The 22810-nt window shown below is 66.2% G+C and carries 22 protein-coding genes; 8 read left to right on the top strand and 14 right to left on the bottom strand.

All coding sequences use genetic code 11. From position 1 onward, the window contains the following. Positions 1 to 56: 56 nt before the first annotated feature. Both Mlute_RS05895 and pdhA read right to left on the bottom strand, forming a co-directional pair. The gene (locus Mlute_RS05895) at positions 57 to 1055 is read right to left on the bottom strand and encodes an alpha-ketoacid dehydrogenase subunit beta (RefSeq protein ID WP_119359816.1); all 999 of its coding nucleotides are present in this window, start codon (positions 1053 to 1055) and stop codon (positions 57 to 59) included. Continuing rightward, positions 1052 to 2086: a pyruvate dehydrogenase (acetyl-transferring) E1 component subunit alpha gene (pdhA, locus tag Mlute_RS05890; protein ID WP_119359815.1), complete on the bottom strand. Its 1035-nt coding sequence runs from the start codon at positions 2084 to 2086 to the stop codon at positions 1052 to 1054. The genes Mlute_RS05895 and pdhA overlap by 4 nt, the downstream gene beginning before the upstream one ends. A 726-nt stretch (positions 2087 to 2812) precedes the next feature. On the opposite strand from pdhA, the gene Mlute_RS05885 reads away from it, so the two are divergent. From Mlute_RS05885 to Mlute_RS05875, 3 genes are all read left to right on the top strand, one after another. After that, positions 2813 to 3493: a Crp/Fnr family transcriptional regulator gene (locus Mlute_RS05885; protein WP_119359814.1), complete on the top strand. Its 681-nt coding sequence runs from the start codon at positions 2813 to 2815 to the stop codon at positions 3491 to 3493. 125 nt (positions 3494 to 3618) lie between these two features. Then, complete coding sequence (locus Mlute_RS05880; protein ID WP_119359813.1) at positions 3619 to 3942, top strand: cupin domain-containing protein; 324 nt, start codon at positions 3619 to 3621, stop codon at positions 3940 to 3942. Between the two features lie 4 nt (positions 3943 to 3946). Continuing rightward, a complete protein-coding gene (locus tag Mlute_RS05875; RefSeq protein ID WP_119359812.1) occupies positions 3947 to 4741 on the top strand; it encodes a YwiC-like family protein in 795 nt (264 codons plus the stop codon). A gap of 139 nt (positions 4742 to 4880) precedes the next feature. On the opposite strand, the gene Mlute_RS05870 is transcribed toward Mlute_RS05875, so the two are convergent. Genes Mlute_RS05870 through Mlute_RS05855 form a run of 4 tightly spaced genes read right to left on the bottom strand, consistent with a single transcriptional unit; the run spans position 4881 to position 6653 of the window. After that, entirely contained in the window at positions 4881 to 5330 is a 450-nt protein-coding gene (locus Mlute_RS05870) for a hypothetical protein (RefSeq protein WP_119359811.1), read from the bottom strand. Between the two features lie 31 nt (positions 5331 to 5361). Continuing rightward, positions 5362 to 5622, bottom strand: a complete 261-nt coding sequence (locus Mlute_RS05865) for an indolepyruvate ferredoxin oxidoreductase subunit alpha (RefSeq protein WP_119359810.1) — start codon at positions 5620 to 5622, stop codon at positions 5362 to 5364. 3 nt (positions 5623 to 5625) lie between these two features. Next, positions 5626 to 6417 (bottom strand): DUF2249 domain-containing protein, encoded by a 792-nt coding sequence (locus tag Mlute_RS05860; RefSeq protein ID WP_119359809.1) that lies wholly within the window; start codon positions 6415 to 6417, stop codon positions 5626 to 5628. Between the two features lie 2 nt (positions 6418 to 6419). Continuing rightward, positions 6420 to 6653 carry a DUF2249 domain-containing protein gene (locus Mlute_RS05855; RefSeq protein WP_119359821.1) on the bottom strand — a complete coding sequence of 78 codons (234 nt, stop codon included), beginning with the start codon at positions 6651 to 6653 and terminating at the stop codon, positions 6420 to 6422. A gap of 98 nt (positions 6654 to 6751) precedes the next feature. Here Mlute_RS05855 and Mlute_RS05850 point away from each other — a divergent pair, with 98 nt between their 5' ends. Beyond that, on the top strand, positions 6752 to 7915 hold the full coding sequence (locus Mlute_RS05850) for a hypothetical protein (RefSeq protein WP_119359808.1): 1164 nt from the start codon (positions 6752 to 6754) through the stop codon (positions 7913 to 7915). Further along, a complete protein-coding gene (locus Mlute_RS05845) occupies positions 7912 to 8214 on the top strand; it encodes a metal-sulfur cluster assembly factor (protein WP_119359807.1) in 303 nt (100 codons plus the stop codon). The genes Mlute_RS05850 and Mlute_RS05845 overlap by 4 nt, the downstream gene beginning before the upstream one ends. A gap of 36 nt (positions 8215 to 8250) precedes the next feature. Here the strand turns inward: Mlute_RS05845 and Mlute_RS05840 are convergent, their stop codons facing one another. From Mlute_RS05840 to asnS, 3 genes are read right to left on the bottom strand one after another with little or no spacing between them, the layout of a single operon-like run. Continuing rightward, the gene (locus Mlute_RS05840) at positions 8251 to 9375 is read right to left on the bottom strand and encodes a pyridoxal phosphate-dependent aminotransferase (protein ID WP_119359806.1); all 1125 of its coding nucleotides are present in this window, start codon (positions 9373 to 9375) and stop codon (positions 8251 to 8253) included. A gap of 22 nt (positions 9376 to 9397) precedes the next feature. Beyond that, positions 9398 to 10141, bottom strand: coding sequence for a triose-phosphate isomerase (tpiA, locus tag Mlute_RS05835; protein ID WP_119359805.1), 744 nt, complete (start codon positions 10139 to 10141; stop codon positions 9398 to 9400). A gap of 37 nt (positions 10142 to 10178) precedes the next feature. Next, entirely contained in the window at positions 10179 to 11504 is a 1326-nt protein-coding gene (gene asnS, locus Mlute_RS05830) for an asparagine--tRNA ligase (protein ID WP_119359804.1), read from the bottom strand. A gap of 70 nt (positions 11505 to 11574) precedes the next feature. Between asnS and dnaE the strand changes: the two genes are divergently transcribed. Next, positions 11575 to 15297: a DNA polymerase III subunit alpha gene (gene dnaE / locus Mlute_RS05825; protein ID WP_119359803.1), complete on the top strand. Its 3723-nt coding sequence runs from the start codon at positions 11575 to 11577 to the stop codon at positions 15295 to 15297. On the opposite strand, the gene Mlute_RS05820 is transcribed toward dnaE, so the two are convergent. Together Mlute_RS05820 and Mlute_RS05815 are read right to left on the bottom strand one after the other, a co-directional pair. Continuing rightward, positions 15294 to 16955: an acyl-CoA carboxylase subunit beta gene (locus Mlute_RS05820; protein WP_119359802.1), complete on the bottom strand. Its 1662-nt coding sequence runs from the start codon at positions 16953 to 16955 to the stop codon at positions 15294 to 15296. The genes dnaE and Mlute_RS05820 overlap by 4 nt on opposite strands. Before the next feature lie 31 nt (positions 16956 to 16986). Further along, positions 16987 to 17508, bottom strand: coding sequence for a tetratricopeptide repeat protein (locus Mlute_RS05815; protein WP_119359801.1), 522 nt, complete (start codon positions 17506 to 17508; stop codon positions 16987 to 16989). Between the two features lie 148 nt (positions 17509 to 17656). On the opposite strand from Mlute_RS05815, the gene Mlute_RS05810 reads away from it, so the two are divergent. Next, positions 17657 to 18895: a YeeE/YedE family protein gene (locus tag Mlute_RS05810; protein WP_119359800.1), complete on the top strand. Its 1239-nt coding sequence runs from the start codon at positions 17657 to 17659 to the stop codon at positions 18893 to 18895. Positions 18896 to 18899: 4 nt separating this feature from the next. On the opposite strand, the gene Mlute_RS05805 is transcribed toward Mlute_RS05810, so the two are convergent. Together Mlute_RS05805 and Mlute_RS05800 are read right to left on the bottom strand one after the other, a co-directional pair. Continuing rightward, complete coding sequence (locus tag Mlute_RS05805) at positions 18900 to 20057, bottom strand: class I SAM-dependent rRNA methyltransferase (protein ID WP_119359799.1); 1158 nt, start codon at positions 20055 to 20057, stop codon at positions 18900 to 18902. A gap of 48 nt (positions 20058 to 20105) precedes the next feature. Beyond that, positions 20106 to 20951: an ion transporter gene (locus Mlute_RS05800; protein ID WP_245958864.1), complete on the bottom strand. Its 846-nt coding sequence runs from the start codon at positions 20949 to 20951 to the stop codon at positions 20106 to 20108. A 112-nt stretch (positions 20952 to 21063) separates the two neighbouring features. On the opposite strand from Mlute_RS05800, the gene der reads away from it, so the two are divergent. Further along, on the top strand, positions 21064 to 22395 hold the full coding sequence (gene der, locus Mlute_RS05795; protein ID WP_119359797.1) for a ribosome biogenesis GTPase Der: 1332 nt from the start codon (positions 21064 to 21066) through the stop codon (positions 22393 to 22395). A 2-nt stretch (positions 22396 to 22397) separates the two neighbouring features. Here der and Mlute_RS05790 read toward each other — a convergent pair. Continuing rightward, on the bottom strand, positions 22398 to 22810 hold a 413-nt coding region (locus tag Mlute_RS05790), incomplete at its 5' end, for a protease complex subunit PrcB family protein (RefSeq protein WP_119359796.1).

The following is a 22810-nucleotide window of genomic DNA, read 5'->3' as shown; positions in this document are numbered from 1 at the left end:
TTTATCAGGCCTCGCTAGACCTGCGACAGGGTGTGGCCTCTGCAGCAAGGCGGTTTTCAGTGGGTAAGTACCTTCCGCACCGCCTCCAGCACCCGCTTGGCATCGGGGCGGTAGTAGTTTTCCACCGCGCTGAAAGGGGGGTAGGGGGCATCCCAGCCGGCCACGCGTACGATGGGGGCTTGCAGGTAGTCCAGGGCCTCCTCGGCAATGCGGGCGGCTACCTCGGCCCCAAAGCCGCCGGTGCGCATGGCCTCGTAGACCACCACCGCCCGGCCGGTTTTCTGCACCGACGCAAAAATCGTTTCAGTATCCAGGGGTACGAGAGTCTCGAGGTCCACTATCTCCAGCTCCACCCCTTCCCGCGCGGCCACCTCGGCGGCCTTCTGACAGACCTCCACCATGCCGCCGTAGCAGAAGAGGCTGGCTGCGTCGCCTTCCCGCACCACTCGAGCCCGGCCCAAAGGCAGGGTGTAGTAGCCCTCGGGCACCTCGGCCTTTACCCCCCGGTAGAGCTTGATGGCCTCCAGGAAGAAGACCGGGTCGGGGTCCTCAATGGCTGCGAGCAATAGCCCCTTGGCCCGCTCGGGGGAGGAGGGAATCACCACCTTCACCCCCGGCACATGGGCCAGGATGGCCTCGGGGCTATCGGCGTGCTGCTCGGGGGTCTTGACCCCCCCGCCGTAGGGGGCCCGGATGACCATAGGAATACTGAAGCGGCCCCTCGTGCGGTGGCGCATCCGGCCCAGGTGGGAGAGTATTTGGTCGAGGGCAGGGTAGAGGAACCCCGCGAACTGAATCTCGGCCACCGGCCGCAGCCCGGCCATGGCCAGCCCAATGCCAAAGCCCACGATGCCCGACTCGGCCAGGGGGGTATCGAACACCCTCTGCTCGCCGTATTTTTGCTGCAAGCCGTCGGAGGCCCGGAAAACCCCGCCCATGGTGCCCACGTCCTCCCCGAAGACCACCACCCGGGGGTCGCGCTCCAGGGCCAGGTCAAGGGCCTCGTTGATGGCCTGTACGTTGTTTAGAACCCGGGTCTGGCGCTCGGCGATCATGCTTCCCCCCGCAAGTAGCTCCAGGCGGCCTTCTGGTCGCGCTGCATCTCGGCGTAGACCTGCTCCACAATCTCCCATGGCTTGGGCTCTCGGGCCTGGTCGGCGAGGGCCAGCTCAGCTTCAAACTCCCTCTCCAGCGCCTCGGTGAGCTGGGCTTCCGCTTCCTCGCCCCACAGCCCCAGGTGCACCAGGCAGTTTCGCATGCGCAGGATGGGGTCGCGCTTTTCCCACTCCCGGGTGGCCTCCTCGCTGCGGTAGCGGCTGGGGTCGTCGGAGGTGGTGTGGGGGGCGATGCGGTAGGTGAGGGCTTCTATCAGGGTAGGCCCCTCGCCCCGGCGGGCCCGCTCCACCGCTTCCTTGGCCACGCTCCAGACCGCCACCAGGTCGTTGCCGTCCACCACCACCCCCGGAATCCCGTACCCTTGGGCCCGCTGGGCGATGCGCTTCACCTTCATCTGCTTGTGGGTGGGTACGCTGATGGCCCAGCCGTTGTTCTGCACCACCACCAGCAAGGGGGCCTCAAACACCGAGGCGAAGTTGAGCCCCTCGTGGAAGTCGCCTTCGGAAGTACCTCCGTCGCCGATGAAGACCGCCGCCACCGCGTCCTTGCCCAAAAGCCGCTGGGCATGGGCCACACCCGCCGCCTGGGGAATCTGGGTGGCGATGGGAATGTAAAACTGCACCATGTTCACATCGGGGGGCGCACCCCAGCCCGCCGGGTCGGCCCGCCAGCTCAGGATGAGCTTGTGGATGGGCATCCCAAAGGTGAGGGCTGCCGCACTCTCGCGGTAGCTGGGCAAAAGCCAGTCGTGGTCGGCCTTGAGGCAGAGGGCCACCCCCACCTGGGCTGCTTCTTGGCCACGAAAAGGGGGGTACACCCCCAGCCGCCCCTGCCGCTGCAGGAGCACCGCCCGCTCGTCAAAGTACCGGGCCCGGCGCAGAGCCCGGTAGCCCTTGAGTAATTCCTCGTTGCTTAGGGGTATCTCCCGCAACGGTTTGCCCTGGTCGTCGAGGTACTGAACTGTGTCCACGTTGCTTAGTTTAGCCCAACCTCTGGCCATGTGGGCTTTGTTGGTGATGCGGAATTGGGAATGCACCTAGGCCCAGAGGCATGTTTTCGGGTCAATGTCTTGTCCGGGAAAAGCTTTTCGACGCAGCACCGAGCGATGAACCGTGGGCGGTGATCGCCAAGGGTTAGGCGACGGAAGCACCCGTACCAACGGAGTACTGGGAAAGCCAGACTCGAGCCGGGGGAGCCTGTGAGGATAGTCGGGTTCAGGTCGGAAGTGAGCGCAAACCGCGCCGTGATGTTTCTGGCCGAAGGCCTCTGCCTGGCTGAAGGACACCTCTGCGTCCGCGTCCCGCTCTAAGGGTGAGCCCTATTCTTCATTGCTTGAGCTTGTGCGGTCGGGTTTGGCTGGTTCACCATGGCGTGCCCTTGCCTGAGTCATGAGACTCAATCAGGATTGTTTTAATGGGGCCTAGAACCAGCAAAGCCTTGAGGACAAATGCCCTGACGGGGTTGCCTAGGCTAAAGCTGTGGATGAACCGGGTGTGCTGGCAACTCGGCGAAGAGGGTCGCATTGTGGCCTGGAACTGCCGTTGTGCCTGCGCCGCCCGGTGCAGTGGGAGGGCCAGTGCGGGGCGTGTCAAGCCAGTACTGCTGTCTCCTCCTACCTATTCAGCCAGTACCGGACCCGCATGGAACGCGAGGGTTTGCCCATCGACCCCGACCTTGCCAGGCTGGTGCAACCGGCATGACCCATAGCCCCCAGATCCAGGAAATCCTGGCCCAGAGCCCCCTCTTCCAGGGCCTAGAGCCCGCCGACCTCGAGGCCCTGGCTGCCGTGGCCGGCCTGCGCTCCTTGCCCAAGGGGGAGACGCTGTTCCTCGAGGGCGACCCCGCCCGCACGCTGTTCATCGTGGCGCGGGGCCTGATCAAGGTCTACAAGATGGATCCCCAGGGACGGCGCCAGGTGGTGCTGCACCTCGACGGCCCCTACCATGCGGTGGCTGCGGTGGCCGTCTTTCTGGAGAAGCCCCGCTACCCGGCCTGTGCTGAAGCACTGGAGGATAGCCTCCTGCTGGCCATCCCCACCGAAGCCTTCCATGGCCTGCTCGAGACCCGCCCCGCCCTCTCCCGCGCCCTCATCCGCTTCCTGGCCCGCCGCCAGGGGCAGCTCGTGCACCTGCTCGACCGGCTGGTCTTCCACGAGGTCGCAGCCCGCCTGGCCGAGTACCTGCTGGGACGGCTGGAGGCCGAAGGACAGGGCTTTGGCCTGCCCACCAACCCCGAACTCGCCGCGCTGCTGGGCACCGTCCCCGAGGCAGTCAGCCGCAAACTGGGCGAGCTGTTCCGCCAGGGGCTCATCCGGCTCGCCGAGCGCCGGGTCTGGATCGACGACCCCGCCGCCCTGCGCGAGGTGGCCGAAGCTTGAGGGGCACCGAAACCCCTTAGGTTCGTGGGCGATGCTGTAAAGCAAACCGACGTGCCCTCGAGCCTCGAGAGCGGCCTTGACTCAGGTCATGGCCCGCCCGCGCCCGGCCGGGGTGCAATGAGACCATGACCCTGACCTACCGCTACCTCCCCGACCTCCACCAAGAAGCCACCGTCCAGCCCGACGGCATCTTGAGCCGCGTGCTGCACAACGAGGGCGGCGTCCGCACGGTGATCTTCGCCTTCGACGCGGGCCAGGAGCTCACCGAGCACACCGCTAGCAGGCCCGCCATCATACAAATTCTCTCCGGCACGGGCACCCTTAGGCTGGGGGCGGATGAACTCGAGGCCCGCCCCGGCACCTGGGCCTACCTGCCCGCCGGGCTGGTTCACGCCATCCGGGCCGAAAGTCCCCTCACCCTGCTGCTAACCTTGCTCCCCAAGGAGTGAACCCATGACCGCACAGTCCAAAACCGTCAAAGTTCCGCTCAAGAGCGTAGCCCTGCCCAACGAACACGGGGGTTGGGGATTTACCCTGGAGCCCATCCTGCTGGGGCTGCTCGTCGCCTCCACCCTCGCCGGGCTGGGGCTGGGCGTCTTCGCGCTGGCGGCCTTCTTCACCCGCCACCCGCTCAAGCTCTGGCTCGCCGACGTGCGCAAGGGCAAGCGCTTCCCCCGCACGCCCGTCGCGGGGCGCTTCGCCCTGGCCTACGGCGGTGTCGGGGTGCTGGGCCTGCTCCTGGCCTTCGGGAGGGCCGAGGGGCCCTTTTACTGGCCCTTGCTTGCCGCCCTCCCGCTTATCGCCGTGCAGCTTTGGTTCGACGCGCACAACAAGGGCCGCAACCTGCTGCCCGAGCTCGCCGGGGCCATCGCGATGGGCTCGGTAGCGACGGGGATCGGGCTGGCGGGGGGCCTCGAGCCCTCCGTGGCGCTGGGCCTGTGGCTGGTGCTGGCCGCACGTGCGTATGCCGCCATCCACTACGCCCGCACCCAGGTGATGCGGGCCAGGGGGCTCGCTGTTTCCTTCCGCACGGCCTACCTGGCCCAGCTCGTCGCGGTTGGAGCGCTGCTGCTGGGGGCTCTGGCGGGCTGGGTTCCCTGGCTGAGCGTGCTGGCCGTGGGGCTGCTGCTGCCCTTCTCGGCCTACACCTTCACCCGGCCCCCGGTACCCGCCAGGGTGGTGGGCTGGAGCCAGATGGCCTTCGGGCTGCTGGTGGTGACGCTTACCGCGCTGGGCGTGCGGGCTTAGCCCGAGGCTGGGCGCGGGTCGTAGGTCTTAGTACGCGAAACGCTAAACGCTAAGCGCCCCTCCCTCCGGCCGGAGAGCAGGGGTGGGACCGCTAACGCTTCCCCCTCGCCAACGGAGAGGGAAAAAACGAACTCGAGGCTCAGGAAGATGTCTGCTGGCGGCGCTTGCGCTCCTCGGCCATCTGGAGCAAGCGCTCCTTGGTGAAGACCCGCTGGCTCATGGCATAGGCGAACACCGCCACCGCCCCGGCCTGCAACAACCCGCTCACCGCCAGGGCTGGGCGCAGGCCGGGGTTGCCGGTGTAGAGCATCAGCGGCTCGAGCACCAGCCGCAGCAGCAACCCGGCGTTGAGCAGCACGTAAGTGAGGCCCTCGAGCCGCTCCTGGCGGATCTGGCCGGGGCGCGGCATCATCCAGTAGGCCACGCCCATCACCATCGAGAGGAAAAAGCCCACCAGCCCGGCGTGGACGTGGGTGGTCTTGAAGTAGCCCACCAACGCGGGCCAGAGGTAGAAAGCCGAGCCGGTGAGGGCGGTGTAGAGCAGGTAGAACAGGCTCGAGCGCACGAACAGGAATTGCCAAAACGACACGGTAGCTCCTCGGGGTCGGGTTGGGTCGGGCCTATTCCCCCAGGCGGTGGCGGTTGGGGCCCTGGGAGAGCCGGCGATTTTTCTCGATGTAGCTCTCCCACTGCTCGGGCAGGTCTTCCTCGGGATAGATGGCCGAAACCGGGCAAGCCGGCACACAAGCCCCGCAGTCGATGCACTCGTCGGGGTGGATGTAAAGCTGATCGCCCCCGTCGTAGATGCACTCTACCGGGCAGACCTCCTGGCAACTGCGGTCCTTCACGCCGATGCACGGCTCAGCGATCACGTGGGGCATGGCTCAGCTTCCTTTCTCGATCAAGAGCTCGACCCGGCCCGGCCCCAAATCGCGCAGCGCGTAGGGGTGACCATCCTGCTCCAGCCGCGCCAGCAGGTGTACCGGACGGCGCACGTGGTGCACCAGCAGGCGCTGGCCGGGCTCGAGGCGGGCCAACGCCTCCAGCACCCGCATCATGGGCAGGGGGGGCTCGAGGTTGGCCTCGACGCTGACCTCGGCGGCGTAGTCGGCCCAGTCGGCTTCACTCAGACTTCGCGCTCCGCGGCCCTCCGCTTCCCGCTCCCGCTGTCGCAGGAAGTGCACCCGGTAGTGCTCGGGGCCCACCTGCTCGCACCAAGCCTCGAAGCCCTTGCGCTGCATCACCCGGTACAGAGGCAGCGGCTCGAAGGGGGCCTCCAGACACAACCGCTGCCCCGCCGCCACCTCGCGCGCAGCGGCCATGATGGCCCCGAAAGGCTCGTCCCCTGCGGCCAGGATGGGCCGCACGTCCAGGTGAAATCCCACCGGGGAAGCCAGCCACTCAGGCCGTGGGGTTCCCAATTTCGATTCGTTGCCCACCGAAACCTCCTCTCTGGCTGCCTCGACGCCCAGGGCCCGGTTGAGCCGCTCGAGCAGCGCGTCGGGCTCGAGCCCCCCAATCCGCGCGGCCTGGGCCAGGGTGACCAGCCGGGGCATGGTGTGGCGCAGCAGGGGGTTTTTGAGCTTGGCGAAGGCCGGGCTGGCCTCGATGAGCACCCCCAGAAGCTGGGGATGCTCTTTGAGCAGCTCGCTCACCCGCATCTCGGGCCGGATCATGGCTACTCCTTCTTGCCGATTCTCACCCGCCAGACCTCGGGGCCTTGCTCGAGGTACTCCCAGGCGAAGCGCCCGCTGCGCTCGGCGCTGAACTGGTAGAAGAGCGGCTTGGGGTCGTGGTCGTTGACCAGTTCGAAGGCTTGGCCGGGCTCGAGGCCATCGAAGAGGTTGAAGATGGTGGGGTGGCGTTCGCGGGGGGCGATGGAGCGGACATCCAGGGTTCGCAGGGTCTGCATGGGTTCCTCCTTACACCCCATAGCCTGCTTGCCGGCCCTCGAGCCCGCCATGACCTAAGTCATGGCCCGCGCAGCCCGGTGAGCCTAGGGTGAAGGCGATGACGAGTCCACTCCCCGGCCAAAACAGGGGCCTACCGCTCAGCCTGCCCCTGGGTTTCTTCGGGCTGGCGATGGGCTTTGGGCTGTGGGGCCTGCTGTTGCTGGCCCTGCACCCCGAGGCCCTGCACGCTGCGCGCCACCCGGTGCTGCTGGCCGCGAGCCACCTGCTGTTCTTGGGCTTTGGCGTGGGGGTGCTGGTGGGGGCCATGCATCCTCTGGTGCCGGTGGTGCTCGAGGCCCCCCTTCCCCACCCCTCCTGGGGTTACCCCACGCTGGCCCTGTGGGGGGTGGGCCTGCCCTTGCAGGTGTGGGGCTTCCTCAAGGCCGAGCCCCGCTGGGTCGCGCTGGGCGGCGGTCTGGTCCTGCTGGGCCTGCTGCTCTTCGCTTCTCACATGGCGCTGGCCTTCCGGCGGGCCTCGAGGTGGAGTCCCGTGGCCACCGCGCTGGCCTGGGTGAGCTTCTATCTGGGGCTCACCCCCCTGCTGGGGATGCTGCAAGCCCTCACCCTGCGAATGGGCTTCTACGACCCCGAGCGCCTGCTCTGGCACGTGCTGGCCGGTCTGGTGGGCGTGTTCGTGCTTGCGGTAGTGGGCGTGGGCCATAAGCTCGTCTCGATGTTCACCCTCAGTCACGGGGTGGACGAAAGCGTGCTGGGATTGCTGCTGTGGGTGCTCAACCTGGGCCTGCTGGGCCTGGCCCTGAAGCAGCCCATGGGGCTGGGCCTGCTGGCTGTGGGAGTCGGGCTGGCCTGTTACGACACCTTCCGCATCCTGCGCCACCGGGTGAAGCGGGCGCTGGACGTGGGGGTGCGGCACTACCTGGCCGGGCTGGCTTTCCTGGTGCTGGCGCTGCTGGCCCTGCTCGCCGGGCAGACCCTGTGGGCCGGGCTGTGGTTTGGCCTGGGTTTTCTGGCCCTGATCGTGAGTGGGATGCTCTACAAGATCGTGCCCTTCCTGGTCTGGACCTACCGCTACGCGCCTAGGGTGGGCCTGGGAACCGTCCCCGCGCTCAAGGCCATGCTCCCCGAGCAGGCCGCGGGCTGGGCGGGAATACTGCTGGGTCTGGGGGCTTTGCTCGCTCCCTTCTGGTCACCCGCCTTCTGGCTGTGCCTGGCCGGGGGCCTGCTGTGCGCATATGCCCTCGAGGAGGTGCTCCGATCGTGAACCCTTTGGAAGAACAAGCCCGCCGCCTGCTCACCCAGGTCTACGACCCCGAGTTGGGGCTCGACGTGGTCAACCTTGGCCTGATCTACGACATCCGCGTGGAGCCGCCCACCGCCTACGTGCAGATGACCCTCACCACCCCCGGCTGCCCCCTGCACGACTCCCTGCAGGAAGCCGTGCGCCGGGCCCTCGGCGGGCTCCCCGGCGTCGAGGCAGTCACGGTCGAGCTGGTCTGGAACCCGCCCTGGACCCCCGCGCGGCTTTCGCCCGAGGCCCGCAAGGCGCTGGGCTGGGGCTAAGCCACCCCTAGGAGCGAGACACGATAGGTTCGCGGTTCAGGAGTGCACCTTTTTCAGGTAGCCTTCGAGCCGCTCCAAGGCCTGCTCAATCTCCGCCTCGGTCTTGCAAAAAGCAAAGCGGAAAAGGCCCTTGGGGGCGGGATTCTGAATGTAAAACGCCGAGCCGGGGATGGCGGCCACCTTGGCCTCCCGCACCAGCGCCTCGGCCTCGAGTCCGGGCAGAAGGGCGGTGAGGAAGTAGGTTCCGGCTGGGGAGAAGGTCTTTAGGCCTAGGGACTTCAGGCCCGACTCGAGCAGGTCCCTGCGGGCTTTGTAGCCTTGGCGCAGCGCCTCGTAGAAGCCCTCCCGCCGGGCCACCGGCAGGGCCTCAGCCACCGCGGCCTGCAGGGGGGCCGCCGAGCAGAAACTACTCCATTGGCGCATCCCGGCCACCTGCGGGGCCAGACCCGGCGGGGTGAGAATCCAGCCGATGCGCCAGCCGGTGGCCTCGAGCCGCTTGCCCGCCGAGCCCACGGTGAAGACCCGCTCGGGGGCCAACTCACGCAAAGAAATAGGGGGTTCGGCAAAGTAGAGCTCGTCGTAGACCTCGTCGCTGATGATCCAGAGGTCGTGCCGGCGGGCCAGGGCCACAATCTGCTCGGCCTCGGTCCTGGAGAGGACCGAACCGGTGGGGTTGTAGGGGTTGGTGAGCAAAAGGGCCTTGGTGCGCGGGGTGATGGCCTGCTCGAGCGCCGATAGATCCACCTCCCAGCGGTCAGTGAGGCGCATGGGCACCATCACGGGCTCCGCCCCGGCCATGCGGGCTTGGGGGATGTAGACGTCGAAGTAGGGCTCGAGCAGCACCACCTCATCCCCAGGGCCATAGAGCGCCTCGGCCAGGGCATGTAGGGCCTCGGTGCCCCCTGCGGTGATGATGACCTCCTGGGGGGATACCCCTAGGTCCTCGGCCACCGCCTCACGCAGCTGGGGTAGGCCGATGGGCGGGGTGTACTGGTCTACCGTGCCGATGGCCCGCCGGGCGGCCTCGAGCAGGAAAGGCGGCGGGGGGTTGGAGGGGAATCCTTGCCCCAGGTTGATGGCCCCGTGTTCTGCCGCCAGACGGCTCATCTGGGCGAAGATACTTTCCCGGGAGAGCTCAGTGCGGGGATGGAGGTGGGCCATGCGAAAAAGTTTACTGCAAGCTTTAGGCCGTGAGGAGCTGGAGGTAGTCGGAAAGCTTCAGGCTGGCCCCGCCGACCAGGCCTCCGTCCACGTTGGGCTGGGCGAAAAGGGCGGGGGCGTTGTCGGGCTTGACCGAGCCCCCATAGAGAATCCGTACTCCCTGGGCGAACGCCGCGCCGTACCGCCCCTCCAGCCAGTCCCGGATGGCCTTGTGCATGGCCTCGGCGTCCTCGGGGGTGGCGGTCTTGCCGGTACCGATGGCCCAGACCGGCTCGTAGGCAATCACCAGATGCGCGGGCGAGGGTGGGTTGACCCCCTTCAGGCTTCCCTCTAGCTGCCTCAGGGTGTAGTCCACGTGCCCTCCGGCCTCCCGGACCTCCAGCGGCTCCCCTACGCAGAGAATCGGCACGATGGCCTGCTCCAGTAGGCGCTGAGCCTTCTCGGCCACCAGGGCATCGGTTTCGGCGTGGTAGCTGCGCCGCTCGGAGTGGCCCACGATGGTGTAGCGGCAGCCTAGGTCGGCCAGCATCCGGGCCGAAACCTCGCCGGTATAAGCGCCTTCGGGGTGCGTCGAGACGTCCTGGGCTCCGTAGGCCACGCGGTTCCCCAGCACCTGGGCGGCGTAGGGGAGGTGGGTGAAGGGGAGCAGCAGAGCCGGCTCGGCCTCGGTCTGGGGCAGGTTGTCCACCAGGCTTTGGAACCAGGGCCGGGCCTCGGAGGGGGTCTTGTGCATCTTCCAGTTGCCAGCAACCAGGCGCTTGCGCATAGTGGCTCAATCATACCGACCAGCCCGGCAGGGCTGCTCAGGGCCGCATCCGGGTGTACATGCGGGGGAAGGGAATGGCCTCGCGGATGTGCTCCAACCCACAAATCCAGCGCACGGTGCGCTCCAGCCCCAGGCCAAAGCCGGCGTGGGGCACGCTGCCGAAGAGGCGCAGGTCCATGTACCAGTCAAAGACCTCCTCAGGTAGGCCATGCTCGCGAATCTTCTGGCGCAGAAGCTCGGGGTCGTGGATGCGCTCCGAACCGCCGATAATTTCCCCCACCCCCTCGTGGGCCAGCAGGTCGTCGTTCAGCACCACCCTGGGGTCGTCGGGGTCGGGCTGCATGTAGAAGGCCTTGATGGCCGCGGGGTACTTCTCCACGAAGACCGGCCGGTCAAACTGCTGGCTTAGCGCGGCCTCGTGGGGGGCGCCAAAATCTTCCCCCCAGGCCAGGGGGGTAAGGCCCAGCTCGGGCTTCTCCGCGGCGATTCGGTTCAGCCGCTCAACAGCCTCGGTGTAGGTGATGCGGGGGAAGCCCCCCTGGGCGGCCTTTTCTAGCGGTTGGGTGTCGCGCTCGAGCATCTCCAGCTCAAGCCGCCGCTTCTCCAGCACCCGCCCCACCAGGTAGGCCACCAGCTCCTCTTGGAGCTTTAGGTTCTCCTGGTGGGTCATAAAGGCCACTTCGGGCTCGATCATCCAGAACTCTAGCAGGTGGCGGCGGGTCTTGCTGCGCTCGGCGCGGAAGGTGGGGCCAAAGGTGTACACCTTGCCGAAGGCCATGGCCCCGGCCTCGGCGTAGAGCTGGCCGGACTGGGACAAGTAGGCCTTCTCGCCGTCAAAGAGGTCCACCTCAAACAGGTCGGTGGTGCCCTCCACAGCGTTGGGGGTGAGGATGGGGGCGTCCAGCCGGACGAAGCCCCGAGCGTGGAAGAAGTCGTGGATGGCCCGCTCGAGCTCGTCCCGCACCCGTAGCGTGGCCCAGGCCCGGCGGTGGCGCAGGTGAAGGTGGCGGTGGTCCATCAGGAAGTCCACCCCGTGCTCCTTGGGGGTGATGGGGTACTCCCGGCTGGGCCGGGCGATGACCCGCAGCCCCTGCACCGCAAGCTCGTACCCCCCAGGCGCCCGGTGGTCGGCCCGCACCACCCCCCAGACCTCTAGGGCGGTTTCCTGGGGCAGGTGGTCGGCCTCCTCAAACTGGGCTTCGGGCAGCTCCCCTTTGAGGGCAGTGGCCTGGATGAAGCCTGTGCCGTCGCGGAGCTGCAGGAAGTGGATTTTCCCTTTGGAGCGCCGGTTGGTGAGCCAGCCCCGGAGGAGCACCGCCTGTCCCTCGTAGCGGGCGATTTCCTCAATGAAAACCCTTTGCACCCGCTGATTTTAGCAAAAGTGCGGCCGCCCCCATCCAACCGGCCGGGCTTTGCTTTATGATGCCCGCAGAATGGCGCACAACCCTGCCCGCAAGTTCGCCCACCTTCACCAGCACACCCAGTTCAGCCTTTTGGACGGCGCAGCCCGGCTCAAGGACCTCTTAAGCTGGGTCAAGCAGGTTTCGCCCGAGGAGCCCATGCTGGCCATGACCGACCACGGCAACCTGTTCGGGGCGGTGCACTTCTACAAGCAGGCCACCGAGATGGGGGTTAAGCCCATCATCGGCTACGAGGCCTACGTGGCTGCTGAGTCGCGCTTTGACCGCAAACAGGGGAAGGGGTTGGACGGGGGCTACTTCCACCTCACCCTCTTGGCTAAGGACATGGAGGGCTACAAAAACCTCTGCCGCCTGGCCAGCCGGGCTTACCTGGAGGGGTTCTACCAGAAACCCCGGATTGACCGGGAGATTCTGCGTGAACACAGCGCTGGAATCATCGTCCTCTCGGGCTGCTTGGGGGCCGAGATTCCCCAGTTCATCCTGCAGGAGCGCTACGAGGAGGCCCAAAGGCGCCTGGAGGAGTACCTGGCCATCTTTGGCCCGGACCGTTATTTCATTGAGATTCAAGACCACGGCCTGCCGGAGCAGCGCAAGGTGAACAAGGTCTTGAAGGAGTTCGCCGACAGATACGGCCTGGGGGTGGTGGCCACCAACGACGGGCACTACGTGCGCAAGGAGGACGCCGAGGCCCACGCGGTGATCCTAGCGGTTCAGTCCAAGAGCACCTGGGACGATCCGAACCGCTGGAGGTTCCCTTGCGACGAGTTCTACCTGAAAAGCCCTGAGGAGATGCGCAGAGCCCTGGAAGGCGAACGGGAGCTTTGGGGGTCGCGGTTTGAGGAGCTTTTTGACAACAGCCTCCACATCGGTCGGATGTGCGATGTGGAGCTGGTTCCCAAGAAGGTGCAGTACCGCATCCCCAAGTACCCTCTGCCCGAAGGACGCACCGAGGCCATCTACCTGCGCGAGCTGACCTTGGGGGGGCTCTTGAAGCGCTACCCCGACCGGGTAACCCCGGAACTCTACCGCGAGTTCCTGCGCCGGCTGGGCCGGCCTGTGCCCCACGGCGACGGGGAGGCCTTGGCCCTGGCGCTGGCCCAGGTGGAGGACCTCGAGGCGGCCCGGGCCCACCTGCCCGAGCTAAAGGAGGGGATGCCCTGGGATGGCTGGGCCATCCTGGCGCGGGCCTTCTACGAGCTATCGGTTATAGAGCGGATGGGCTTCTCGGGGTACCTCCTCATCGTGAGCGACTTCATCAACTGGGCCAAGGACCAGGGCATCTCGGTGGGTCCGGGAAGAGGCTCGGCGGCGGGCTCGCTAGTGGCCTACGCCACCCGCATCACCAACATTGACCCTCTGGCCTACAACCTGCTCTTTGAGCGGTTCTTGAACCCTGCCCGGGTCTCTATGCCCGACATAGACACCGACTTCTCGGATGTGCGCCGCGGCGAGGTGATTGATTACGTGCGCAGGCGCTACGGGGACGATAAGGTGGCCCAGATCGGCACCTTTGGAACCATCGCGGCCAAGGCCGCCATCAAGGACGCAGCCCGGGTCTTCGGGCTTCCGGTCAAGAAGGCCGACGAGCTGGCCAAGCTGGTTCCCGTTACCTTTGGCAAGCCGATGCCCTTGGACAAGGCCATTGAGACCATCCCCGATCTCAGGGCGGAGATGGAAAAAGACCCCCTGGTCAAGCGGGTGCTGGAGGTGGCCCAGCGGCTGGAGGGCCTCTCCCGTCAGTCCTCGGTGCACGCCGCAGGGGTGGTCATCGCCGACGTTCCCCTTCAGGACTACATTCCCCTGATGCGGGCCGGCGACACCGGGGCCAAGGTAACCCAGTACGACATGGGCTCTGTGGAGGCCCTGGGTTTTTTGAAGATGGACTTCCTAGGGCTGCGGGCCCTTTCGCAGCTCGAGGAGTGCAAGCGCATCATTTGGGAGTCCAAGGGGATAAAGCTTGACTACGACAAGCTGCCCATGGACGACGCCAAGACCTTTGAGATCTTGGGCCGGGGGGAGACCAAGGGCGTTTTCCAGCTTGACTCGGCGGGAATGACCAACGCGGTGCGGGGCCTGAAGCCGCGCCGCATCCAGGACATCATCGCGCTGGGGGCCCTCTACCGGCCGGGGCCCATGGAGAACATTCCCACCTACATCCGCCGCCACCACGGGCGCGAGGAGGTGAGCTACCCCCAGTTCCCCCACGCCGAGAGGTTCATCCGGCCCATTCTGGAGGAGACCTACGGGATCCCCGTGTACCAGGAGCAGATCATGCAGATTGCTACTGCGGTGGCCGGCTACAGCCTGGGTGAGGCCGACCTGCTCCGGCGAGCCATGGGCAAGAAGAAGATGGAGGAGATGGTCAAGCACCGGGCCCAGTTCAGGGAAGGGGCGGCCAGGAATGGAATCCCTGCTGAGGAGGCGGACCGGTTGTTTGACCTGCTGGAGGCCTTTGCCAACTATGGCTTCAACAAGAGCCACGCCGCGGCCTACGCCATCCTTACCTACCAGACCGCCTATGTGAAGGCCCACTTTCCGGTGGAGTTCTTCGCGGCCCTGCTCACCGTAGAGCGCCACGATTCCGACAAGGTGGCCGAGTACATCCGGGCGGCCCGCGCCGCGGGGGTGGAGGTGCTGCCACCCGACATCAACCGCTCTAGCTTCAGCTTCAGCGCTCTGGAAAAGGGGGTGCTGTTTGGCCTTTCGGCGGTGAAGAATGTGGGCGAGACCCCTACCGAGCTAATCTTGAAAGAGCGTGAGCGGGGAGGGCCTTTTAGGTCGCTTCCCGACTTCCTGCGCAGGCTGGACGGCAGTGTAGCCAACAAGCGGGTGGTGGAGTCGTTAATCAAGGCCGGGGCCTTTGACGCCTTTGGCCCCAGGGGGCCGATGCTTGCGGCGTTGGACGACCTTTTGAAGTGGGCCCAGGCTGAGCGGGAGCGCTCCCAGTCGGGAATGATGGGCCTTTTTGATGAGGTCCAGGAGCCCTCCATTCCCAAAGGTCCTCTCTTGGACGCCCTCACCGAGCTGCGGATGGAGAAAGAGGCCCTGGGCATCTATGTGACCGGGCACCCCCTGTTGCGCTACGAGGGCCTGCGGGAGGCGGCGAGCTGCACGATTGAGGAGCTGCCCCGGGCCTTCGCCGAGCAGAGGGGAGCCCGCAACCGGGTGCGGCTTTTGCTGGCCGGGATGGTGGAGGGCATTCAGCGCAAGCCCACCAAGTCCGGGGGGATGCTGATTCGCTTCACCCTGGCCGACGAGACCGGGGCTGCTGAGGTGGTGGGCTTTGGCCGGGCCTACGAGCGCATCTCGCCCCGGCTGGCCGAGGACGCCGCGGTGCTGGTGGTGGCCGAGGTGGAGCCCGATGGGGAGGGGGAGGCCCTGCGGGTGGTGGCCCAGGAGGTCTACCCCCACCACGAGCTGGAGGGCCTGCCCAAGGTGCTGGAGCTGGAACTCGAGCTGGCCCTGGTAGACGAGGAGAGGCTCCTTGACCTGAGGAGCCGGCTGGACGAGTGCGCGGGTCCTCTGCCGGTTCAGCTCAAGGTACGGGGGCCCGGGGGATGGGCCCTGGTGGAGGCCCGGGAGGTACGGGCCTCTGAGGAGGCGGTGTCGGCGCTGGGGGGGCTGGACTGGCTTTCGGTGCGGCTGGTTCCCGACCGCGAAGCCCTGCTCCGGCTCGAGGGCAACGGCGCCTCGGGGCCCAAGGGGGCCGAGCAGGGGCCGGTGGTGCCCTTCTAAACCTGAAAGACCCCCACCCGCATCGCCTCCCGCTCGGGGTTCAAGGCGCAGACCTCCAGGCTGTGGATGAGCCGCTCGCGGGTTTCATGGGGGAAAATGACCTCATCCACCCAGAGCCTGGCCGCCGCGTAGCGGGGGTCCAGGGTTTCCTCGTAGCGCGCCTTGATGTGTTCGTAGAGGGCCAGTAGGTCTTCCTCGGTGGGCTTTTTACCTTCCCGCTCGAGCTTGGCCAGCTCAATCTCCATAAGGGTCTTGGCCGCCGCGTTGCCGCTCATCACCGCGTACTGGGCTGAGGGCCAGGCGTAGATGAAGCGCGGGGCGTAGGCCTTCCCGGCCATGGCGTAGTTGCCCGCGCCAAAGGAGCCGCCGATGATCAGGGTCAGCTTGGGCACCACCGAATTGGAGACCGCGTTGACCAGCTTGGCCCCCCGGCGGATGATGCCCTGCTCCTCCGACTCCCGCCCCACCATAAACCCGCTGACGTCCATCAAGAACAGCAGGGGGATGAAGCGCTGGTTGACCTCGAGGATGAAGCGTGCGGCCTTGTCGGCGGCCTCTGCGTAGATAACCCCGCCCACCTCAATCCTCCCGGGCTTCTTGATGATGAGCCGCTGGTTGGCCACGATTCCAATTGGGAATCCCCCTAGCCGGGCGTAGCCGCAGACCAGGGTCTGGCCGTAGCCGGCCTTGAACTCGTGAAACTCGGAGCCGTCCACCAGCCGGGCGATCACCTCCCGCACGTCGTAGGGCCTGCTCCCATCGGGAGAAACCAGACCATAGAGGTCCTCCTGGGGATGGACAGGCTCGCGCTCGGCGGTGCGTTCCTGCGCCCAGGGGGCCAGGGCCGGACGGGCGTAGAGGGCGGCCAGAGCGCGGATGCGGGCGATGGCCGCCTCGTCGTTGGGCTCGTAGAAGTCCACGCTGCCCGATACTTCCGCGTGCATCCGAGCCCCGCCCAGGGCCTCCGAGCTTACCTCTTGGCCGATGGCGGCCTTGACCAGCGCTGGGCCGGCCAGGTAGAGGCCCGAGCCCTCGGTCATGATGAGCACATCGGTCATCAGGGGCAGGTAGGCCCCTCCGGCCACGCAGTTGCCCATGATGGCCGAGATTTGGGGTATGCCCAGGGCGCTCATGCGGGCGTTGAGGTAGAAGATGCGGCCGAAATCGTCCTGGTCGGGGAAGACCTCGTCCTGCAAGGGTAGGAAAACCCCCGCCGAGTCCACCAGGTAGACCGTGGGCAGGCGGTTTTCTAGGGCGATGGTCTGGGCTCTTATGACCTTTTTGGCGGTGATGGGAAAGAAGGCCCCGGCCTTGACCGTGGCGTCGTTGGCGATAATCATCCAGTCGCGCCCGGCAATCTGGCCAATGGCTGTGACCACCCCGCCCCCCGGAGCACCGCCCCACTCGGGGTACATCTGCCAACCGGCGTAGGTGAGGATTTCCTCTGGGGCGGTGTTGGGGTCTACCAGCTTAGCGATGCGTTCTCGAGCGGTCAGCCGTCCCTTGGCGTGTTGGCGCTCAATGGCCTTGGGGCCTCCGCCCTGACGGATGCAGCTGAGCGATTCGTTGAACTCGGCGATGCGCCGCACCCAGGCGTCCTTGTTCTGTTTGAAGACCGGCGACTCGCGTTCTTTGGCGCTAATCTGGCTGGGCCACATGCCTAGAGTCTACCGTTTTTTGCTCAAGTGTCTAAAAACCGTTAGGCTTTAGGTTTTGCCAAAGCCAAAGGAAGATGGCCCCTACCCCCAGGAAGAGAAGCCCCAGGATGGCCCACTCCTCAGGGCGGCTTTTTGGGGAGGGTGAGGGTTTGGAACCGGCTGGTGACCTTACCGAGGCAGGGGGGGCCTTTCCCCGCTGCTCGAGCTCCCTCGCCAGCCCCTGCAGCTCCGGGTCCTGAGGGTAGAGCCTCAGGGCCTGGTCCAGGGTGTCCCGGGCCCGGTCTAGCTGGCCGAGCTTCAAGACCGCCCGGACATACAGCCGGAGGAGGGGCAGGTGGTCTGGGGCGTCGGTCAGGCCCTCCCGGGCGCTGCTGGCGGCGTGCCGGAACTCCCCCAGCATCAAGAAGGCCTCGGCCCGTACCTGCCAGTACTCAGGCCAGTGTAGGTCGGTCCAGGAGACCTGCTCCAAAATCCTCAGGGCCTGCACCGCTTCATCCCTCTCCAGGTGCTTTCGCGCTTGCTCTATGCCCGCGGCGGCGCTCAGCTTGGCCATGGCCTACCCTGCGTAAAAGCTTACCCCTGCGGTTTTCCTCAGGGGGTGACTTTTGAACAAGATAAGTTTACAAACTTTGTAATTTATGCTAACCTGCCCTCATCGCCGGCCTAGGGCTGGCGAGCCAAAACCCCGGATGGAGAGAGATATGTCGTTGTTGCGAAGGAGCGCAAGGGCGGTTCCGGTTTCTGTGCCCCAGCGGGTAGAACCCAGGCCCCAGTACGGCTGGGTGGCCCTGGGGCTGGCGGGGCTAGGGTGGCTTCTGGTGCAGCTTCCTCCGGCCCAAGGGTTGCTGTTGGGGCTGGGGGTGGGGTTAGGGTTCACCCTTTTCCACGCTCGCTTCGGCTTTAGCTCGGCTTTCCGTCAGCTCTTGAGCGTAGGCCAGGGGCGGGCTCTGCAGGCCCACATGCTCTTGCTGGCGACCACGGCCACGCTGTTTGCGCTTCTGTTTGCCCTGGGGAAGGGCCTAGGAGGTCAACCACTGGCCGGGTACCAAGCGCCGATAGGCCTTGGTTTGCTCCTGGGGGCCTTTTTATTTGGGATAGGCATGCAGCTTGCCGGGGGTTGCGCCTCGGGCACCCTCTACGCCACCGGCAGCGGCAGCCTGGTAGGTGTAGTGGCTTTGGCCGCTTTTATGGTCGGTTCGGTCCTGGGGGCCTGGCACCTGGAGTTTTGGACACTGGGACCGGGCTCTTTAGGAAGCCTCCCGCCCATCTCCTTGGCGGAGCGGCTGGGGCTTTGGGGGGCGCTGGCCCTGACCCTCCTCTGGGTGGGGGCCCTGGCCCTCTTGGCCGAGTGGGTAATTCGCAAGCGCCAGCCCCCACCCTTGCGTGAACCTGAGGGGGCCCGGGGCTGGGCCCGGGTTCTTCGGGGGAGCTGGCCGCTGTGGGTTGCGGCCTTGGTGCTGGCGGTGCTGAACGCGGCAGTGCTCTACGTGAGCGGGCGGCCCTGGGGGGTCACGGCAGGGCTTACCCTTTGGGGCTCTCAGGCGGTAGAGGCGCTGGGGTTGGCGGAGCCGGTCTTCTGGGCCTACTGGAATGGGCAGTCGCCCCTCGAGCTGGGCCTTTTAGGGCACCCCACCAGCCTCACCAACCTGGGCATCCTGTTGGGGGCCTTGCTGAGCGCGGCAGCGGCTGGGGTTTTTGGAAAGAACCCCCGCTTAGGCTGGAGGACGCTGCTGGCTGCGGTGCTGGGAGGGCTCCTGATGGGCTATGGGGCCCGGTTGGCCTATGGCTGCAACATCGGGGCCTATATCGGCGGGGTGGCCTCCTTTAGCCTGCACGGCTGGGTCTGGTTGGGCATGGCCTTGCTGGGCACGGGGGTGGGGCTTTGGCTGCGCCCCTGGTTTGGCCTGCGCAACCCCAAGCCCACCGATTCGGTTTGCTGAGGGTTTACAAGGGATCATCCTGGAGGATAAGGGTCTTTAGGTAGAGCGACTCCGGGATGTGCAGGCTCCAAGGGTGGTCTGGGGGGTTGTAGGTGATGGCGTGGACCCGAAGGCGCCGCCCTTCGTCGGCGGCGGCCCGGCGGGCCACCTCGATCAGCTCCTCCACCCCTAGGTAGTAGGCGCAGCTCGAGAGCCAGAGCCAGCCCTCCTGCCCCAGGAGCCTAAGGCCGAGCCGCACCAGCTCCACTAGGTGGCGCTTGACCCGGGGCAGCTCCTCGGGCCGTTTGGCCAGGGTGGGGGGGTCCAGCAGCACGTGTTGGAAGGACCGGGCCTGCTCCCGCACCAGCCCTTCCAGCACCTCCAGCGCTTCTCCTTGGCGGATGTCCACCCGCAGGCCGTGGCGTTGGGCCGTGCGGTCCAACACCCCGAGGGCCTGTAGGTCCTTGTCCACAGCCAGGGCGTAGGCCCCCCTTCGCGCCGCCCGCAGGGCAAAGCCCCCCACATAGCTAAACACGTCCAGCACCCGTTCCCCTGGCCCTACCATAGCCTCGAGCCGCCGCCGGTTCTCCTGCTGGTCCAGGTAAAAGCCGGTCTTCTGGGCCAGCGCCAGGGGTATCTGGAAGCGCAGACCATCCTCCTCAACCAAAAGTTCGGTGGGGGCGAGGCCATAGAGCGGTCCTACCCGCTCCTCCAGCCCCTCCAGCCGGCGCTGCTCCACATCGGAGCGCTCGTAAACGGCCTCGGGCCGCAGGGTTTCCACCAGCGCGGGAAGCCAAGCCCCTCTCAGGGCCTCCATGGCCCGGTTGCGTACCTGGACTACCAGCACCCCGCCGAAGCGGTCCACCACCAGCCCCGGCAGCCCGTCGGCCTCGGCGTGCACCAGGCGGTGGCTGGGGCCTAGGCCGGCGCGTTTCTGCTGGGCCCGGCGAAAACGCGCAGCAAAGAAGGCGGTGTCTAAAGGCCCCTCCTCAAAGCGGTAGACCCGCACCGCTGGGCGGCTTTGTGGGTCGTAGTAGCCTACCCCTAGGAACCCGCCCTGGCTCGAGCACACCCGCACCACCCCAGGCGTCTGGGGGACCTCGGCCAGCTCGTCGGCAAAGAGCCCAGGGTAGAAGTTGCGCACCTTCTTTTCCTTGCCTTCCCGGGCCACTACCCTTTGCACCCCACCAGCATAAGGTGAAGCGCCCTCGAGTGCTCCTCCGGTGGGGCCCTAACCCTGTCTGAGCCGTTGGAGCAAGGCCAGGGCTTCCTTGAGCCGCTCCTCTATCGCTGCTTGGGCCTCCTCGGACCCGGCGGGCGGTTGGTGCAGGGTTTTGCGCATCTCGTCCATGCTGTTGACCACGATGCCCACCAGGAGGTTCAGGAAGATAAGCGTGCCCAGCAGCACAAAGGAGAGCATGTAGACCGCGGCGGCCAAGGGTTGGGCCTGCGGGGCGGTGCAAAGCTCAGGTTGAGGAAGGGCAAACTCCTGGCAGCCGAAATACTGGATGCGGAAGACCTCCACCCACCCTTCCAGGGTGAGGATGCCGAAGAGGGTGAGGAGGGCTTTGTGCAGGTTGCCGAAGTGGAAGGGATCGTTTGCACCGAAGAGGAACACTCCAGCCACCGCGTAGACGTAAAGGAGCAGGAGGAGCAGGACGAACACATACCCAATGGAGGGTATGCTGCGCAGCAGGGCCCCCAGGATGACCTGCAGTTCAGGGAGGGTGCGAATAAGCCGCAAAACCCGCAAGAGCCGCAACAACCGGGCCGCCACCGCGTACTCGCCCAGACCTGGAAGGAGGCTCAGGGCCACGATGGTCAGGTCAAAGAGGTTCCAACCCCGAAAAAACCGCAGCGGGTGGGGCCACTCGGCGGCGAACCGGAGCAACAGCTCGACAACGAAGAGGCTCAGCACCAGGTGGTTGAGCTGCTTGAGCAAGGCCCCGTGGGCCTCGAGCAGCTCAGGATAGGTTTCTAAGCCCACCAACCCCGCAGCGAACAGGATGGCTGCGGTTACGCCCCGGTTGAACGGAGCCGACTCAACCAGCGACTTCAAGGGATTGGTGTTCTGCACGGGCTTAGTATAGATGGTCTGCGGCCCTGGTAAACTGGCCCGCGCCGCGGCTCCCTGGCGTATTCCCGTTGGGGGCATGGTAACATCAGGAACGCTGTTTCTGGGGGAGGCTATGTACCGAGTGGTAATTGTAGGCCGCCCCAACGTGGGCAAATCAAGCCTCTTCAACCGGCTTCTGGGGCTCAGGCAGTCTCCCGAACGGGCCACCTGGGCCGGGAGCCGGTTTTCCGTAGTGGCGGACGCGCCGGGGGTCACCCGTGACCTCAAGGAGGGGGTGGTGGAGAGCGAGCGGGGCCGGTTCAAACTGGTGGACACCGGCGGGCTATGGTCAGGGGATGTGTGGGAGGAGAAAATCCGCCAGAAGGTGGAGCGGGCCATAGAGGAAGCCGACCTGGTGCTTTTCGCGGTGGATGGCCGAAGCGACCTGGCCACGGCCGACCTCGAGGTCGCCGATTTCCTACGCCGTAAGGGCAAGCCGGTGCTTCTGGTGGCCACCAAGGTAGACGACCCTAAGCACGAGGCCTACCTGGGAGAGCTCTACGCGTTGGGGTTCGGCGAACCCCTGCCTACCAGCGCGGCCCACGGCCGGGGCGTGGACGAACTGGTGGAGCGCATCTGGGCCTCGCTGCCGGTGCGCCAGGAGGAGAGCGAGCCCGAGGTGGTGCCCATCCGGTTGGCCATCGTGGGCCGTCCCAACGCGGGCAAATCTAGCCTTCTGAACGCGATTTTAGGGGAGGAGCGGGTGATTGTCTCCGAAACCCCCGGCACCACCCGGGATTCCATAGATGTGGAGTTTGATTACGGGGGCAACCGGTTCTTGCTGGTGGACACCGCCGGCATCCGCAAGCGGCCCGAGACCGGGGTGGAGGAGCAGGCCATTCTGCGGGCCCACCGGGCCATCCGCGAGGCCGATGTGGTTTTGCTGGTGGTGGACCCCAAAGAGCTGGGGGACCACGAACTAAAACTGGCCAACGAGGCCCTGGAGGTGGGCAAGCCGGTCGTTGTGACCATCACCAAGTGGGACCTCATCGGCAAAGAGGAGGCCAAACGGGTGCGGGCCGACCTGGCGGTTAAGCTTGCCCACATCGCCCATCTGCCCACCGTTTTCGTTTCCTCGGTTACTGGACAGAACCTGCACAAGCTGCTCTCCGAGGCGGTGCGGCTTTACGGACTGGCCCGTACCCGCTTTGAGACGGCGGAGCTCAACCGCTGGCTTTCTGTTTGGAGCCTGGGAACCCAGATGCCCAACTTCAAGGGCAAGCCGCTCAAGCTTTTTTTCGTCACCCAGCCCGAGGTGGCACCGCCCACCTTCGTTTTCTTCTGCAACTACCCTGAGTTCGTGACCCGGGCCTTTGAAGGGTACCTCCGCAACCGAATCGGCGAGGACCTGGGGTTGCGCGAGGTTCCTTTCCGGCTGGTTTTCCGGGGCCGCAGGGAGGGTTAGGCCTACAGGCTTGCGCTGGCCAGGAGCCGCCCGTTGGTGTCTATGAATTCCACCCGGATAAAGTGCCCAGGCACCTCAAGAATCACGAAAGGGCTGGTTATCGCCTGGGTCAGGATGGCCCCGGGGGGTGGGCTGTTTAGGCGCAGGGTAACCCGCAGGGTGTTGCCCACGGTCTGGCTGCCTGCGTACTGCAGGCTGTAGCCGCCGGTGGGCTTCTGGCCCCAGAAGAAGGCCACCGCCCGGCTTTGAGTAAAGTCTAGGCTAGGAACCGGGGGCGGGGGGAGCTGGTTGCCGGTGGCCAGCCGCCAGAGGCTGAGCATCTGGCTGGGGTTTGCGGCCAGGTGGGCTGCGGGGCTGGAGCCGCTGTAGGCGGCCTGGCTGCCCTGCAGGAGCACCCGGGGGGACGGGTTGGGCG

Origin of the sequence: Meiothermus luteus (genome assembly GCF_003574085.1) — a bacterium.
Taxonomy (GTDB): domain Bacteria; phylum Deinococcota; class Deinococci; order Deinococcales; family Thermaceae; genus Meiothermus; species Meiothermus luteus.
This window is presented reverse-complemented; position numbering and strand designations above follow the sequence as displayed.

Coding starts and splice junctions, on each gene's coding strand:
- Mlute_RS05895 (WP_119359816.1), bottom strand. CDS start 1,055: ATGATCGCCGAGCGCCAGACCCGGGTTCTAAACAACGTACAGGCCATC.
- Mlute_RS05885 (WP_119359814.1), top strand. CDS start 2,813: ATGACCCATAGCCCCCAGATCCAGGAAATCCTGGCCCAGAGCCCCCTC.
- Mlute_RS05880 (WP_119359813.1), top strand. CDS start 3,619: ATGACCCTGACCTACCGCTACCTCCCCGACCTCCACCAAGAAGCCACC.
- Mlute_RS05875 (WP_119359812.1), top strand. CDS start 3,947: ATGACCGCACAGTCCAAAACCGTCAAAGTTCCGCTCAAGAGCGTAGCC.
- Mlute_RS05865 (WP_119359810.1), bottom strand. CDS start 5,622: ATGCCCCACGTGATCGCTGAGCCGTGCATCGGCGTGAAGGACCGCAGT.
- Mlute_RS05860 (WP_119359809.1), bottom strand. CDS start 6,417: ATGATCCGGCCCGAGATGCGGGTGAGCGAGCTGCTCAAAGAGCATCCC.
- Mlute_RS05855 (WP_119359821.1), bottom strand. CDS start 6,653: ATGCAGACCCTGCGAACCCTGGATGTCCGCTCCATCGCCCCCCGCGAA.
- Mlute_RS05850 (WP_119359808.1), top strand. CDS start 6,752: ATGACGAGTCCACTCCCCGGCCAAAACAGGGGCCTACCGCTCAGCCTG.
- Mlute_RS05840 (WP_119359806.1), bottom strand. CDS start 9,375: ATGGCCCACCTCCATCCCCGCACTGAGCTCTCCCGGGAAAGTATCTTC.
- tpiA (WP_119359805.1), bottom strand. CDS start 10,141: ATGCGCAAGCGCCTGGTTGCTGGCAACTGGAAGATGCACAAGACCCCC.
- dnaE (WP_119359803.1), top strand. CDS start 11,575: ATGGCGCACAACCCTGCCCGCAAGTTCGCCCACCTTCACCAGCACACC.
- Mlute_RS05820 (WP_119359802.1), bottom strand. CDS start 16,955: ATGTGGCCCAGCCAGATTAGCGCCAAAGAACGCGAGTCGCCGGTCTTC.
- Mlute_RS05815 (WP_119359801.1), bottom strand. CDS start 17,508: ATGGCCAAGCTGAGCGCCGCCGCGGGCATAGAGCAAGCGCGAAAGCAC.
- Mlute_RS05810 (WP_119359800.1), top strand. CDS start 17,657: ATGTCGTTGTTGCGAAGGAGCGCAAGGGCGGTTCCGGTTTCTGTGCCC.
- der (WP_119359797.1), top strand. CDS start 21,064: ATGTACCGAGTGGTAATTGTAGGCCGCCCCAACGTGGGCAAATCAAGC.